The 14,447-nt window shown below is 71.7% G+C and carries 15 protein-coding genes; 9 read left to right on the forward strand and 6 right to left on the reverse strand.

All coding sequences use genetic code 11. From position 1 onward, the window contains the following. Positions 1–63: 63 nt before the first annotated feature. Entirely contained in the window at positions 64–618 is a 555-nt protein-coding gene (locus O7620_RS05815; protein WP_278122182.1) for a hypothetical protein, read from the reverse strand. A 64-nt stretch (positions 619–682) separates the two neighbouring features. On the opposite strand from O7620_RS05815, the gene O7620_RS05820 reads away from it, so the two are divergent. The 4 genes from O7620_RS05820 (at position 683) to O7620_RS05835 (ending at position 6,665) form a co-directional block, all read left to right on the forward strand. Then, on the forward strand, positions 683–1,039 hold the full coding sequence (locus O7620_RS05820) for a hypothetical protein (RefSeq protein ID WP_278122183.1): 357 nt from the start codon (positions 683–685) through the stop codon (positions 1,037–1,039). Positions 1,040–1,213: 174 nt separating this feature from the next. Continuing rightward, positions 1,214–5,140, forward strand: coding sequence for a ThuA domain-containing protein (locus tag O7620_RS05825; protein ID WP_278122184.1), 3,927 nt, complete (start codon positions 1,214–1,216; stop codon positions 5,138–5,140). A 104-nt stretch (positions 5,141–5,244) separates the two neighbouring features. Continuing rightward, complete coding sequence (locus tag O7620_RS05830) at positions 5,245–5,592, forward strand: PadR family transcriptional regulator (RefSeq protein WP_278122185.1); 348 nt, start codon at positions 5,245–5,247, stop codon at positions 5,590–5,592. Beyond that, entirely contained in the window at positions 5,589–6,665 is a 1,077-nt protein-coding gene (locus O7620_RS05835) for a hypothetical protein (protein ID WP_278122186.1), read from the forward strand. Before O7620_RS05830 ends, O7620_RS05835 begins: the two co-directional genes overlap by 4 nt. Positions 6,666–6,677: 12 nt before the next feature. Here the strand turns inward: O7620_RS05835 and O7620_RS05840 are convergent, their stop codons facing one another. Together O7620_RS05840 and O7620_RS05845 are read right to left on the reverse strand one after the other, a co-directional pair. Beyond that, a complete protein-coding gene (locus O7620_RS05840; RefSeq protein ID WP_151491996.1) occupies positions 6,678–7,142 on the reverse strand; it encodes a septum formation initiator in 465 nt (154 codons plus the stop codon). Positions 7,143–7,199: 57 nt separating this feature from the next. Then, entirely contained in the window at positions 7,200–8,087 is an 888-nt protein-coding gene (locus O7620_RS05845) for a helix-turn-helix transcriptional regulator (RefSeq protein WP_151492004.1), read from the reverse strand. 105 nt (positions 8,088–8,192) lie between these two features. Between O7620_RS05845 and O7620_RS05850 the strand changes: the two genes are divergently transcribed. The 5 genes from O7620_RS05850 to O7620_RS05870 all read left to right on the forward strand — a co-directional run bounded on the left by O7620_RS05850 (position 8,193) and on the right by O7620_RS05870 (position 12,213). After that, positions 8,193–8,891: an SDR family NAD(P)-dependent oxidoreductase gene (locus O7620_RS05850; RefSeq protein WP_278122187.1), complete on the forward strand. Its 699-nt coding sequence runs from the start codon at positions 8,193–8,195 to the stop codon at positions 8,889–8,891. Between the two features lie 25 nt (positions 8,892–8,916). Then, complete coding sequence (locus O7620_RS05855; RefSeq protein WP_151491998.1) at positions 8,917–9,612, forward strand: response regulator transcription factor; 696 nt, start codon at positions 8,917–8,919, stop codon at positions 9,610–9,612. Further along, positions 9,609–10,925 carry a HAMP domain-containing sensor histidine kinase gene (locus tag O7620_RS05860; protein WP_278122188.1) on the forward strand — a complete coding sequence of 439 codons (1,317 nt, stop codon included), beginning with the start codon at positions 9,609–9,611 and terminating at the stop codon, positions 10,923–10,925. The genes O7620_RS05855 and O7620_RS05860 overlap by 4 nt, the downstream gene beginning before the upstream one ends. 84 nt (positions 10,926–11,009) lie before the next feature. Then, positions 11,010–11,543, forward strand: a complete 534-nt coding sequence (locus tag O7620_RS05865) for a PepSY domain-containing protein (RefSeq protein ID WP_278122189.1) — start codon at positions 11,010–11,012, stop codon at positions 11,541–11,543. Between the two features lie 118 nt (positions 11,544–11,661). Next, positions 11,662–12,213: a DUF5872 domain-containing protein gene (locus O7620_RS05870; protein ID WP_278122190.1), complete on the forward strand. Its 552-nt coding sequence runs from the start codon at positions 11,662–11,664 to the stop codon at positions 12,211–12,213. A 3-nt stretch (positions 12,214–12,216) separates the two neighbouring features. On the opposite strand, the gene trxA is transcribed toward O7620_RS05870, so the two are convergent. The 3 genes from trxA to O7620_RS05885 form a co-directional block, all read right to left on the reverse strand. Next, a complete protein-coding gene (gene trxA / locus O7620_RS05875; RefSeq protein WP_278122191.1) occupies positions 12,217–12,564 on the reverse strand; it encodes a thioredoxin in 348 nt (115 codons plus the stop codon). After that, positions 12,534–12,926, reverse strand: a complete 393-nt coding sequence (locus O7620_RS05880; protein WP_278122192.1) for a MerR family transcriptional regulator — start codon at positions 12,924–12,926, stop codon at positions 12,534–12,536. Before O7620_RS05880 ends, trxA begins: the two co-directional genes overlap by 31 nt. 187 nt (positions 12,927–13,113) lie before the next feature. Then, positions 13,114–14,406 (reverse strand): chitosanase, encoded by a 1,293-nt coding sequence (locus tag O7620_RS05885; RefSeq protein WP_278122193.1) that lies wholly within the window; start codon positions 14,404–14,406, stop codon positions 13,114–13,116. Between the last annotated feature and the right edge of the window lie 41 nt (positions 14,407–14,447).

Genomic DNA, 14,447 nt, shown 5'->3' on the forward strand with positions numbered 1-14,447 from the left:
GTCCACTGTCGATTCTCGGCGTCGGGCGGCGTCGCCTTCGGTGCCCGTGCCGGCAGTTGGCGGCTATTCGCGCGTCAGACCCGGCGGGAGGGCGTCCTCGTCGGGGTCGACCGGCCGGGCGTTGACCAGCGGGTTGCGGTGCAGGGCGGCGATGAGGTCGGCGGGGCCGCCGAGGTCGGTCCAGGTGTCGTCCCAGAGGGCCGAGACGAGCCAGCGGCGATCCGCGGGAAAGAGCAGGTCGGGCAGCGGGCCGTCGCCGCGCATGTGACCGGTACGCCAGGTGCGGGCCTGCTCGGGGCCTGCTTCGACCAGCACGTAGGGCCAGTCCGCGTAGAGGTGCACCTTCGGGGCGTCGGGGAACACGATGTCGTGTGCGCCGGTGTCGAGGTAGCCCAGCCACCAGGGCTGCTCGGGGGTGTGCCGGGCGAGTTCGTCGACCAGCGCCCGCTCGTGTGCCTCGTACCCGACGCCGTCGGGTGGGTGGCAGGTCGCGTACGCGTCGAACACCGGCGGGACGGCGGTGGTGATCGAGACGCCGTGTGTCGTCCGGTCGGCGAGCCAGGCGACGTCGACGGCCGTGCCGATCCGCCAGCTCCACCCATCCCTGGTGACCTCCATGGCCACCCATCGTAGGTTCGGACGCTGACGACGGACGTCAAACTGGCTGGTGTACGGCCAGGGCATGACCTCCGCGACGCTGCACGCCTCCTGCCTGTCGGCGTACCTGCGCTCGGGGCCGAACCTGGACGAGCCGGCACGGGCGTACTTCGAGCAGGTCCGGGTGATCGTCGACGCCGCCTGGCGGATCTCCACCTCGGCCGACATCGAACTCCCGCACGTCGACGGGCCGTACCCGCCGGGCTACCGGGTCACCAAGTGGTTCGGTGATCTGCTCTTCCGGACGTCGCTGACCGATCCGGTGCTCAACGACCGGCTGGGCCGGGTCACCACCATGCTGGAGCATCCGGCGACCCTGAGCCGCCCCGGCACCCTGCTGCGCGCGCTCCGCCTCGGCCTGCTCCGCTCCCGGAAAGCGTAATTCGATCTCGTCTGCGTCGGTCGCCTCTGACCTGCGGAGATAACGCTCTCACGGATAGTGGGAGAACGCTTGACGCGCCCGTGATCCAACCGTAACGATGCATTCACATGTCTCGTCACCACCGCCTGGCGTGATCGGCGCACGCCGTCCCCCCGCACCGCGAAAGGACCTACCGTGCGCAGATCCCTGAGATCGTGGCTCGGTGCTGTGCTGAGCGCGATCCTCGTGATGGGTGGCGTCGTCGCCGCGCCACCCACGGCCAGCGCCGCACCGTTCACCGTGCTGGTGTTCAGCAAGACCGCCGGATTCCGGCACGGATCAATCACCCCCGGCATCACCGCCATCCAGCAGCTCGGCGCCGCCAACGGGTTCACCGTCGAGACCACCGAGGACGCGGCCCAGTTCACCGACGCCAACCTGGACCGGTTCGCCGCGGTGATCTGGCTGTCCACCACCGGTGACGTGCTCAACGCCGCCCAACAGGCCGCGTTCGAGCGCTACATCACCGGCGGCGGCGGGTACGTGGGCGTGCACGCCGCCTCCGACACCGAGTACGACTGGCCCTGGTACGGCGGTCTCGTCGGGGCGTACTTCGCCTCGCACCCGGCCGAGCAGACCGCCACCGTCAAGGTCGCCGACCAGGTGCACCCGTCCACCAGGGCGCTGCCGCAGCGGTGGAGCCGCTTCGACGAGCTGTACAACTACCGGACCAACCCCCGGGGCAACGTGCACGTGCTGGCCACCCTGGACGAGGGCACCTACACCGGCGGCAGCATGGGAGCAGACCACCCCATCTCCTGGTGCCAGAACTACTCCGGCGGCCGGGCCTGGTACACGGGCCTCGGCCACACCGACGCGTCGTACACCGAAGCGGCCTTCCGGCAGCACCTGCTCGGCGGCATCATGACCGCGGCCGGCGCGGTCGACGCGGACTGCGGCCCCACCGTCACGAGCAACTTCCAGCAGGTGGAGCTGGCCAAGGGCGCGGCCGAGACCGGCGAGCCGATGAGCCTCACCGTCCTGCCCGACCGGGGCGTGCTGCACACCTCGCGCAACGGCGTGATCCGGCACACCGACGCCGCCGGCAACACCAAGGTCGCCGCCACCCTGGCCGTCTACACCGGCGACGAGGAGGGCTTGCAGGGCATCAAGGCCGACCCGAACTTCGCCACCAACCGCTGGGTGTACGCCTACTACGCGCCACCACTGAGCACCCCCGGCGGTGGTGCGCCCGCCGAGGGCACCCCGGCCCAGTTCGCCGTGTGGGACGGCGTCAACCGGCTGTCCCGGTTCACCGTGAACGCGGACAACACCATCAACCTGGCCAGCGAGACGCTGATCCTGAACGTGCCGACGAGCCGGGGCATGTGCTGCCACGTCGGCGGTGACATGGACTTCGACGCGGCCGGAAACCTGTACCTGTCTACCGGTGACGACACCAACCCGTTCGACTCGGCCGGGTTCACCCCGATCGACGAGCGGGCCGGGCGCAACCCGGCGTTCGACGCCCAGCGCACCGCAGCGAACAGCAACGACCTGCGCGGCAAGGTGCTCCGGATCAAGCCGAGCGCGGCGGGCGGTTACACGATCCCGGCCGGCAACATGTTCGCGCCGGGCACCGCGCGGACCCGCCCGGAGATCTACGCGATGGGGTTCCGCAACCCGTTCCGGATGAGCGTGGACAAGGCCACCGGCGTCGTCTACCTCGGTGACTACGGCCCCGACGCGGGCACCGCCGACCCGAACCGGGGTCCGGCGGGCAACGTGGAGTTCGCCCGGATCGACCGGCCCGGCTTCTACGGCTGGCCGTACTGCACGGCCCGCAACGACGCCTACAACGACTACACGTTCCCGTCCGGGCCGTCCGGGGCGAAGTTCAACTGCGCCGGTGGGCCGGTGAACAACTCGCCCAACAACACCGGCATCACCCAGCTGCCGCCGGCCATCCCGGCGTGGCTTCCGTACGGCGGTTCCGGCTCGCCGCCGGAGTTCACCGGCGGCGGCCTGTCCCCGATGGGCGGGCCGGTCTACCGGTACGACCCGACCAACACGTCCGCCGTGGCGTTCCCGGAGTACTACGACGGCACCTACTTCGCCGGCGAGTTCGGTCGCCGCTGGATCAAGAACATCAAGCTCGACGCGTCCGGCCAACCACTGAAGATCAACCCGTTCCCGTGGACCGGCACCCAGGTCATGGACATGGAGTTCGGCCCGGACGGCGCCCTCTACGTGCTCGACTACGGCACCGGCTGGTTCAACGGCGACGCCAACTCGGCCCTGTACCGCATCGAGTACGCCCGGGAGGGCAGAGCACCCGTCGCGAAGGTGTCGGCCACCCCGACCAGTGGCACCGCACCGCTGACCGTGGCGTTCTCCTCGGCCGGCACCCTCGACCCGGACGGTGACCCGTTCACCTACGCCTGGGACTTCGACAACAACGGCACCACCGACTCGACCGCGCCGAACCCGAGCTTCACGTACACCACCAACGGGACCCGCAGCCCGACGTTGACCGTCCGGGACACCAGCGGAAAGACGGCCACCGCGAGTGTGGTCGTCACGGTCGGCAACAGCGCCCCGGTGGTCACCGTGAACACCCCGTTGAACGGGCAGACCTTCGCCTTCGGGGACGCGGTGCCGTTCAGCGTCACGGTCACCGACGCCCAGGACGGTGCGATCAACTGCGCCCGGGTGAAGGTCAACTACGTCCTCGGGCACGACTCGCACGGCCACCAGCTCGGCAGCGTGCAGGGCTGTACGGGGGTCATCCAGACCTCGGCCGACGGTGAGCACGACACCGCGGCGAACATCTTCGGCATCATCGACGCCGAGTACACCGACCTGGGCGGGGGCGGTCAGCCGGCGCTGACCACGCACACCCAGGCGGTGCTGCAACCGCGGGTACGCCAGGCCGAGCACTTCGGTGACTCGTCCGGCGTCCAGATCGTCGCCGGGGCGGCCGGGCACGGTGGGGCGGCGGTCGGCTACATCGACAACAACGACTGGATCTCGTTCCGCCCGTACAACCTGACCGGCGTCCAGTCGTTCAGCGCTCGCGTCGGCGCACCGGCCGGCGGCGGCGGCACGCTCGAACTGCGGGTCGACTCGCCCACCGGGCCGCTGGTCGGCTCGGCCACCGTGGTGCCCACCGGCGGGTACGCCACCTTCGCCACGGTCACCGGCGGGGTCACCGCCCCGACCGGCACCCGGACGCTGTTCCTCGTCTTCAAGGGCGCCGGCCCGTGGTTCGACATCGACGAGTTCACCCTCTCCGGCAGCCCCGGCGGCCCGGGGCCGGATCCCAACCCGCCGGGCGCGAACCTGGCCCAGGGCAAGCCCGCCCGGTCGTCCAGCTTCGAGGGTGCCTTCGTCGCGGCCAACGCGTTCGACGGGGCGTTGGGCACCCGTTGGGGCAGCTCCTTCGGCGACCCGCAGTGGATCGACGTGGACCTGGGCGCCACGTACGCCATCAATCGGGTGAAGTTGACCTGGGAGGCGGCGTACGGCAGCGGGTACCAGATCCAGACCTCCACGGACGGGGTCACCTTCACCACGGTGCGGACGGTGACCGGCGGCGACGGCGGCGTGGACGACCTGACCGGCCTGACCGGCTCCGGCCGGTACGTCCGGCTGCTCGGCACCACCCGGGGCACCGCGTGGGGCTACTCGCTGTTCGAGTTCGAGGTGTACGGCGGCACCGGCAGCCCGACCGGCGGCAATTTGCTGCTCAACAAACCCACCTCGACGTCGAGCAACGAGGGGGCCGACGTGAGTGGGGCGCAGGCGGTCGACGGCAGCCTCACCACCCGCTGGTCGAGCACCTTCTCCGACCCGCAGTGGATTCGCGTCGACCTCGGCAGCCCGACCGCGATCGGCCGGGTCAAGCTGAGCTGGGAGGCGGCGTACAGCAGCGCGTACCAGATCCAGACCTCGAATGACGGCACCACCTGGACCACCGTGAAGACGGTGACCGGCGCCGACGGTGGTGTGGACGAGCACACCGGGCTCGGCGCCAACGGCCGGTACCTGCGGATCTACGGCACCGCCCGGGGCACCGGCTACGGTCACTCGCTCTGGGAGGTCGAGGCGTACGCCAGCTGAACCATCACCGCTGATGTGGCCGGCACGGCTCCCGTGCCGGCCACATCCGTCGCTCCACCCTCGTCGTCCTTGCATATACCGTCTACCGGTATATGCTCACTGGCATGGCTGAGGCTCCACTGCGGGAACCGACGTTCCTGGTGCTCACCGCGCTCGCGGACGCGCCCATGCACGGGTACGCCGTCATCGAGGACGTGCTGCGCATCTCCGACGGCCGGGTGCACCTGCGCGCCGGCACCCTCTACGCCGTCCTCGATCGGCTCCGCGCCGACGGTCTCATCGAGGTCGAGCGCGAAGAGGTGGTGCAGTCTCGACTGCGCCGCTACTACCGCCTCACCGCGCTGGGCGCGCGGCGTCTGGCCGACGAGGCATCCCGCCTGCGACACAACGCGGACGCCGCTCGCGGGCGGCTGCGTCGCAACGGCCTGATCACCGACGGAGGTGCGGCGTGAGCAGCGACGATCTGGAGCGCCGCTACCGGCGGCTGCTGTCCGTCTACCCGTGGGAACACCGTCGGGTGTACGAGGACGAGATGCTGGCCGTGCTCATCGCCGGCGCGCGGCCGGGCCAGCGGCGACCCGCCGCCGCCGACGTGCGGAACCTGGTCGGCGCCGGCTTGCGGGCGCGGCTACGGGTGGGCGCACGGGGGTTCACCGAGCCGAGCTGGGCGGACGCGGCGACGGTGACCGGCCTACTGGTCGGAGTCGTCCTGCTGGCCCTCGCCGGGAAAGCGCTGCTCGACCAGCTCATCCGCAGCCCGAGCCTGCCAACGGGGTATGGGCCGGGCGGCCCGGATCTGGTCGACTGGCTGCGGGTCGTCGGCTGGGCCGGTGTCTGCGTTGCCGTATTGGCCGGATGGCGCTGGGCGGCCACCGGTCTGGCCTGGGTCGGCGTGCTCGGCTGGGCTGCCCTGATCGCTCCGCGGACGAGTGACAACCCGACGTACGTGGTGGACACGCTGCCGCAGTTCGCCCTCGCCGTGGTGGCGGCCGCCGCGCTCACCGTGCCGGCGCCGCGCCGCCGGGCGATCGCACTGCTGGGCGTACGCCGCCTGCTGGCGCTGGTGCTCGCGCCGGCCGCGATGGTCGCGCTCCTGGTGACGAACCGGGTGACCAGTCCCACGTTCGACTTCGTCGGTGAAGTGTCCTACAAGGTCTTCTACGGCATCGAGGCCAGCAGCGGGCTGGTGGTCTGGCTCTACATCGCCGGCCTGGCGGCCGCCGCGATGGCCATGCTGGTCGCGGTGGCCACGCTCACTCCGGACGTACGCCGGCGGATCGTCGTCATGCTTCTGCCGGTGGTCGCGCTCGCCATGGTGATCGACAGCGCCCTCGCCGGTTGGGTCACCTCGACCATGAACATGGGACACGCCATCCCGCTGGTGCCGGCGCAGTGGGCGATGCTGGTGCTCGTCGCGCCGGTGACCTTCCTGGCCGGGGTGCTGCTCGTGCGACGTCGCGAGGAGACCCTGCGCATGGTCGCCCTGGGCCGCGACGCCGACCGCGAGCAGCCGGCGGGCAAGTAGGCGACGGCGACGTCAGTCGTCGGCGACGGCCACCGGTTCCGCACCGATGCAGCGCACCTTCAGCTCGTGCTCGCCGGCCGTCCCCTCGAAGGTGACCTCGACGTCGTCGTCCGGGCCACGGTCCACGTCGCGGACCCGGTAGCCCTGCGCGGGCGCCCAGGAGACGAGGCGTACCCCGGCGGCGGCGCACTCGGCCACGGCCGTGCCGCCGCCGGTGGCGAACACCCGGCGGACCCCGGCGCTGGCGCTCGGCGCGGCGGTCGTCGTGGACGGCCCGGCCGAGGCGGTGCCCGTGGTGCCGGTCGGCACCGGCTCCGGCGAGGCGAGTGCCCGCTCGATCTCGGCCGCACCGCGCACCCCGCCCGGGGTGCCGGTGATGCTCTCGCCCACCAGCCGGATCGCGCCCAGCCCGATCAGGGTGGCCACGGCGGCGGTGGCCACCCAGCCGGTGGCGATGAGGATCGAACGACGGCCCATCACCTGACTATCCCCGATCCACGGTTGTCGCCGGCACATCCGGACCCTAAGGCTGGGTTAACGGCGGGCCCCGTCGCCGGCGGTCGCAGACCCGGTCGGGTCGTGGACGCCCGCCACGGTGGCGAGGCGGATCTTGGATTCGTCGTCGGTGCCCGGGGCCGCAGTGAGGATCACGATCTTCAGTTCGGCGTCGCCGTCGGTCAGGACGTCGCAGTCGACCCGGACCGCTCCGACCACCGGATGTTCGATGATCTTGCAGTCCTCCCGATGGGCGGTGACGGCTCCGGCCGCCCACAGCTCGGCGAACTGCTCGTTGCCCTCGGTGAGGTCACGGATGAGCTTCGCCAGGCGGCGGTCACGGGGAAACCGGCCGGTGGCCCGCCGGAGGTCGGAGACGACGGCGGCGCTGGTGGCGTCGGCGTCCAGGGAGATCACGGGCCAGCGCGACATCCCCGGCCCGTCGGAGTTCACCGGGAAGGTGTCGCGGGCGAAGTTGCGACGAACCGGCGGGGACGCCGACGGGTCGCCCAGCAGCGCCGCCCAACCCGGGTTCCACCAGATCACCTGCCAGTCCGCGGCGAACACGGCGACGGCGGCGTCACCGAGGCGGCTGACCACCCGCTGCACGCCCGGCGGGATGTGATCGGAGATCTGGTCGTCCGTCGGTGTGGCCAGGTTGGCCAGCCGGAACAGATGGTCGCGCTCGGCGGACGTCAACTGGAGGGCGCGAGCGAGCGCGGAGGTCACCTGCGCCGACGGTGTGGTCGCCCGCCCCTGTTCCAGGCGCACGATGTAGTCGACCGATACGCCGGCCAGCTCGGCCAGCTCCTCCCGCCTCAGCCCGGCGGCTCGGCGCCCATGGCCCGCGGGCAGCCCGGTGGCAGCCGGCGACAGGCGGTCGCGCCAGGCACGGATCGTCGCTCCCAGTCCCGCAGCCTGCGTCATCACGCCCCCGATTGTTTCGCACCCCACCGGGACGAGGGTGGTATTGCTTGTCCTACCGTCGCGACGTCCCTGGCAGGTGCCTTGGCGGCGACGAACGATGGGGGCATGACGATCACCTTCATCACCGGAGCCAACAAGGGGCTCGGTCGCGAGACCGCCCGCCGCCTCATCGAGCTGGGCCACACCGTCATTGTCGGTGCTCGTGACCCTGAGCTGGGCGCCGAGGCGGCGAACACGCTCGGAGCCCGGTTCGTGCAGATCGACGTCACCGACGACGACTCCGTCGCCGCAGCTGCCGCCGACGTCGAGAAGCACGAGGGCCGCGTCGACCTCTTGATCAACAACGCGGGCACCCACGGTCCGTTCGGCGACCCGAGCGAGCTGACCGGCGACGACCTGCTCGCCGTCCTGGACGTCAACCTCGTCGGCGTGGTGCGCACGACAACCGCGTTCCTGCCGCTGCTGCGCCGTTCCCCCGACCCCACGATCATCAACGTGAGCAGCGCGATGGGCTCGCTGGCGGCCACCCACGACCCGTCGCGCGCCGAGTCGCGTGTCATCGCCCCCGTCTACACGTCCTCCAAGGCGGCGCTCACGATGCTGACCACCCAGTACGCCAAGGCGCTGACGGACGTCCGCATCAACGCCGCCGACCCCGGCTACACCCACACGGACCTCAACGGACACAGCGGGCCGCAGACCGTCACCGAGGGCACCGACGCCATCGTCGCCCTCGCCACCGAAGGCCCCGGACACGGCTCCGGCCGCTTCGTCGACCGCCACGGCGAGATCGCGTGGTCCTAGGCGGTGACCGGCTAGCCTGCCACCTGTGGCCCGCCTGCTGCTCATCGAGGACGACCTGACGATCCGTACGCCGCTGATCCGGGCGTTGCGGGAACGCGGGCATGCGGTGGCCGCCGCCTCGACCGCGATGACGGGGCTCCGCGACGCGCTGGAGGACCGGCCCGACCTCGTCGTACTCGACCTGGGTCTGCCCGACCTGGACGGACGCGAGCTGCTGCGGATGCTGCGCGCGGTCAGCGCGGTGCCGGTCATCGTGGCCACCGCCCGCGACGACGAGGCCGAAATCGTCCGGGTGCTCGACGCGGGTGCCGACGACTACGTGGTCAAGCCGTTCACCGCGGCACAGCTCGACGCCCGCGTACGGGCGGTGCTGCGGCGCGGCCCCTCCGGCGCGGACGCGTCCGACCCGGCGCTCGTCGTCGGCGGGCTGCGGATCGACCCCCGGGCGCGACAGGTCACCCTGGACGGGGTGGCGGTCGAGCTGACGCCCCGGGAGTTCGACCTGCTGCACCACCTCGCCGGCCGCCCCGGCCAGGTGGTCACCAAACGTGAGCTGCTCACCGAGGTGTGGCAGATCCCGTACGGAGGTGCCGACAAGACCGTCGACGTGCACCTGTCCTGGTTGCGTCGCAAGTTGGGCGAGAGCGCCCAGCAACCCCGCTACCTGCACACCGTGCGCGGTGTGGGGGTACGCCTCGACGCGCCGGCGGCGCAGCCGTGAGGGCGCGACTCGCGCTGCTGGTCGCCGCGGTCAGCGTGCTCACCCTCATCGCGTTCCTGGTGCCGTTGGCGTTGCTCGTCCGTACCGTCGCCGAGGACCGGGCGACCGTCCGGGCCACCGCCGACGCGCAGAGCCTCGTGCCGGTGGTCGGGACCGCCGACGCGGCGACGATCCGACTCACCGTGGAGCAGCTCGCCGCCGAGTCCGGTCGACCGGTCAGCGTCTTCCTGCCCGACGGCACGGTGCTCGGCGCCCCGGCACCGCGTACGCCGGCGGTGGCCCTGGCGGCGCGCGGGCAGAGCCTGACCGGCGAGTCGGCGGCCGGACGGGAGGTGGTCATCGCCGTGCAGGGGCGGGCGGACGGCACCGGCGTGATCCGCACGGTGGTGCCGCGGCACGAGCTGACCGCCGGGGTGACCCGGGCCTGGCTGGTGCTGGCCCTGCTCGGCGTGCTCCTGGTGCTGATCGGGCTGGCCGTGGCCGACCGGCTGGCCCGTACCCTGGTGCGTCCGATCAGCGAACTCTCCGCCGTGTCGCACCGGCTGGCGAACGCCGAACTGGACGCCCGCGTCACCCCGGCCGGCCCGGCCGAGCTGCGGGAGGTGGCCGGCGCGTTGAATCACCTGGCCGGTCGCATCCAGGTGCTCCTCGTGCAGGAGCGTGAGCAGGTCGCCGACCTGTCGCACCGCTTGCGGACACCGTTGACGGCGCTGCGGCTGGAGGCGGAGTCGCTGCGCGACCCGGACGACGCGGCCCGCATCACCGCTGCCGCCGACGGGCTCGAACGCGCCGTCACCGGACTGATCCGCCAGGCCCGGTGGCGTCACTCGCCGACGGTGGCACCGGCCGCCTCGGACGCGGCGGCGATCGTCGCCGACCGGGTCGCGTTCTGGTCGGTGCTGGCCGAGGACACCGGCCGGGCCGTCACGCTCGACCTCGCTGCCGGTCCGCTTCCCGTCGGTGTGCCCGCCGACGACCTGACCGCGGCCGTGGACGCTCTGCTCGGCAACGTCTTCGCGCACACGCCCGACGGGACGCCGTTCGCCGTCCGGCTGGCCCGGGCCGCGGGCGAGGTGCTGCTCACGGTCGCCGACGAGGGGCCGGGGATGCCGGACGGGGCGGTCCGGCGAGGTGCCAGCGCGGCCGGGTCGACCGGTCTCGGCCTGGACATCGCCCGGCGTGCCGCCCAGGCGGGCGGCGGTCGGCTGGAGCTGCGTACCGGGCCGGAGGGCGGTGCGCAGGTGCTGCTCCGGCTCGGGCCCGTGCGTCCGAGTGGACCGGCGGTGGCACCACGGGTACCGGGAGCGGCTTAACTCGCCCTTAGGGTCCGGACAGCGCGCCGCTATCCCGTTCCGACCGATCCTCGACATCACAACCGAGGAAAGGTGGACACCACGATGAAGCGCAGCTCTCTGCTCTTGGCGTCGGTCGGCGGGGCGACGGTGCTGGCGGTGGCCGGCGTCGCCGTCGGCGTGAACGCCGCCGACGGTTCACGGGCCGGCGACACGGCGCTCGCCGCCGCCACCGTGGCCCCGACGGCCACGGACGCGCCGGACGACAGCGCCACCACGCCCACCCCGTCCGGCACCGCGTCGTCGAGCGCTACTCCGTCCGGTGCCACTCCGTCGGGCGTCACCCCGTCGACGAGCAGCGCGCCGGCGAGCGGGGCGGTCGACCAGCAGCGCGCCGGCGAGATCGCGCTCGCCAGGGCCGGTGGCGGGCAGATCGTCGAGGTCGAGGCCGAGCAGGAACACGGCCGACCGGTCTGGAGCGTCGAGATCGTCGCCGGGAACACCGAGCACGAGGTGGACGTGGACCGGGACAACGGCACGGTCGTCAAGGCCGAGCAGGAGTCGGTCGACGACGACGGTGACGGCTCCGACGACGACGGCTCCGACGACGATGACGACAAGTCCGGCGACGACGACTGACCCCGTCTGGCCGCCGGTCGCCTCGGTCTCACCCTGGCGGCCGGCGGCGTCGTCTCGCCGCACCGCGATTCGAGCGTCCGGCAGGCATATGTGCAGTTGCCCCGGGTAGCTGCCAGCCATGGCGCGGTACACGAAACCCGAACTCCGGGAACAGCTCAAGGAAGAGATCAAGGCATCCGACAAGGGTGGCCGGGTGGGGCAGTGGTCGGCGCGCAAGTCGCAGTTGCTCACTCAGGAGTACAAAAAGCGCGGTGGCGGATTCCTGGGCGAAAAGGACGAGCGGCAGAAGTCCCTCCAGCGGTGGGGCAACGAGAAGTGGCAGACGAAAGAGGGCGACACGCGTGCCCGCAAGGGTGGTACGACGAGCCGCTACCTGCCCAAGCGGGCCTGGGACGAGCTGTCGGACAACCAGAAACGCGCGACCGACACCAAGAAGCGCGAGGCGTCCCGGTCCGGCAAGCAGTACGTCGCCAACACCGGCCCGGCCAAGCGGGCGCGCCGGGACGCCACGACGGCTGGACGGATGTCGGAGATGTCGGTCGCCGAGGCGGCGAAGCTTGTCCGTGGCCTGGACACCCGTGAGCTGCGGACCGCTCTGCGCCAGGAACGCGCCGGCAAGGACCGCAAGACGCTGGTCCAGCGGCTCCAGGCGGAACTCGACCGGCGCTGACCCTCAGAGACCGGCGTGCAGGCTCAGGCTCTGCCGCAGGTGGATCTTCGGCCGGGAGCCGACCACGGAGCCGACGACCTCGCCCTGACGGAACACCAGCAGGGTCGGCAGGGACATGACCTGGTAGCGGCGGGTGGCCTGCGGGTTGTCGTCGGAGTTGAGCTTGGCGATGACCATCCGGTCGCCGAACTCCCGTGCCAGCTCGACGAGGCTCTTCTCGATCATCTTGCAGGGCGGGCACCACTCGGCCCAGAAGTCGACCACGACGGGCCGGTCGCTGGCCAGCACCAGCTCGCTGAACGTGTCGTCGGTGACGGAGATCAGCGAGTCGACGGTCGTTTCCTGGGGCATGTTTCCTCCCGGTGTGCGATGGCCTGGGTGAGCTGGGTGTGGAGCTGCTGACGGACCGCGCCGAGCCGTTCGAGGTAGGCGTCGACCTCGGCGAGCTTGCGGCGTAGCACCAGCACCGAGTCCGGGCAGACGCCGCCGGACGTGTTGCCGGCCCGCAGGCAGGCCACGAACGGGCGGACGTCGTCGAGGCCGAACCCGACGTCGAGCAGAGCCCGGATCTCGCGGACGACCCGCAGCTCCGCCTCCTCGTAGACGCGGTAACCGTTCGCGGAGCGCTGCGCCCGCACCAGACCGTGCGCCTCGTAGTAGCGCAGGGTTCGCGTGCTCGTGCCGGCCCGTTCAGCCAACTCGCCGATCCGCATCCGACCTCCTCGACCAGCCCGTCACGACCACGCTAAACGTTGCCGCCAGCGTCAAGGCAAGCTGCGCCATGGCCTGCCGTGGGCAGCTCCGCCGGGCCAGCCGCATGGTGTTCGGCGGTCCGGCAGCCCGGCGGTCCGGCAGCCCGGCAGCCCGCCGCCCGGCAGTTCGCCGCAACCGGAGGCATGGCTAGTCGATGCGGAACTGCTGGCCGTAGACGGCGAACACCAACGGGGTGTTCAGATTGAAGTTTCCGTTGTTGAGGAACACCCGCTGGGCCGTGTCGACGCGGGACGTGTCCGAGTGGGCCTCCTCCTTCTTCATCTCGACGACCCGCTCGTCGAGGAACGCGTTGAGCCAGGTCCGCTCGTCGCCGCCCTGGGCCGGGGGCTTCGCGCGGGCGAGGGCGCGGCTGCGGATCTGGCGCATGCCCTCGTACCCGTGCATCACCGCCGCGTCGTAGTAGGCGAACTGGCCGAGTGCCCGGACCTGGTCGTTCTTGCCGTCGCGTACCGACGGGTTGAAGTACACCCGGTCACGTTCGGCCTCCTGCGCGGCCCGGAACACCGAGTCGTTGGCGGCGGTCCGCCAGTCGCGGGGGAAGTTGGGGTCGAGGCCGGCGTGCGAGGCGGTGCCGTTGACGGCGCGCAGCGCCGGCAGGTAGCCGGCCAGCACGTTGCCCGGCTTGGTCCGGGTGTACGCCTCGACCAGTTCCAGCATGTCGCCGGTGCCGGAGCAGAAGCCGATGATGCCGGCGGTGTAGCCGCGCCCGTCGCCGATGTCCTCGATGTAGGAGAACTGCGCGCGCCAGTCGAGCGACGAGTTCTCCGCCGCCGAGACGAGCTGCATGGCGACGTCCTTCTTCGCCGGGTCATCGAGGTTGGTGCCCGCCGGGGTCGTGGGCGTGGGGGTGGGAGTGCTCCCGCCGGGTAGGGTCCACTGCTGGTTGGAGGTGCCGCCGCAGGTCCAGATCTGCAGCCGGGCGCCGTTGGCCGTGCTCCGGTCGGTGACGTCGAGGCACTTGCCGGAGCCGGTGTTGACGAGCGCGCCGCTGCTGGCGGTCCACTTCTGCGCGCCGGTGCCGTTGCAGTCGTACAGCTGCACCTTCGCGCCGTTGGCGGTGGACGCGGCGGTGACGTCGAGGCATTTGCCGAGTGCCCGGACGGAGTTGTCGGTGTTGCCGACCGTCCACGTCTGGGCGGCGCTGCCGTTGCAGTCGTAGAGCTGCACCGCTGTGCCGTTGGCCGGGTTCGCCCCGGCGACGTCGACGCACTTGCCGGCGAGGCCGGTGATCGGGCCGGCGGTCGCGGCGCTGGCCGACGGGAGACCGTAGCCGAGCGCCGCGACGGCGACCAGCAGGGCGCCCACGGCGTAGGCGGCTGTTCTCTTGCGCACCATGGTGTTCCTCGGGGAAGGGGCGGCGTGCCGCCGGCCGGTCGGTGGCCCGGCGCGGCGATCGGCCCCGGCGGGCACCGCGAGCATCAGGAAACTGTATTAACAGATAGCAGTACGTCGATCAACTG

The organism is Micromonospora sp. WMMD710 (genome assembly GCF_029626045.1).
GTDB lineage: Bacteria > Actinomycetota > Actinomycetes > Mycobacteriales > Micromonosporaceae > Micromonospora.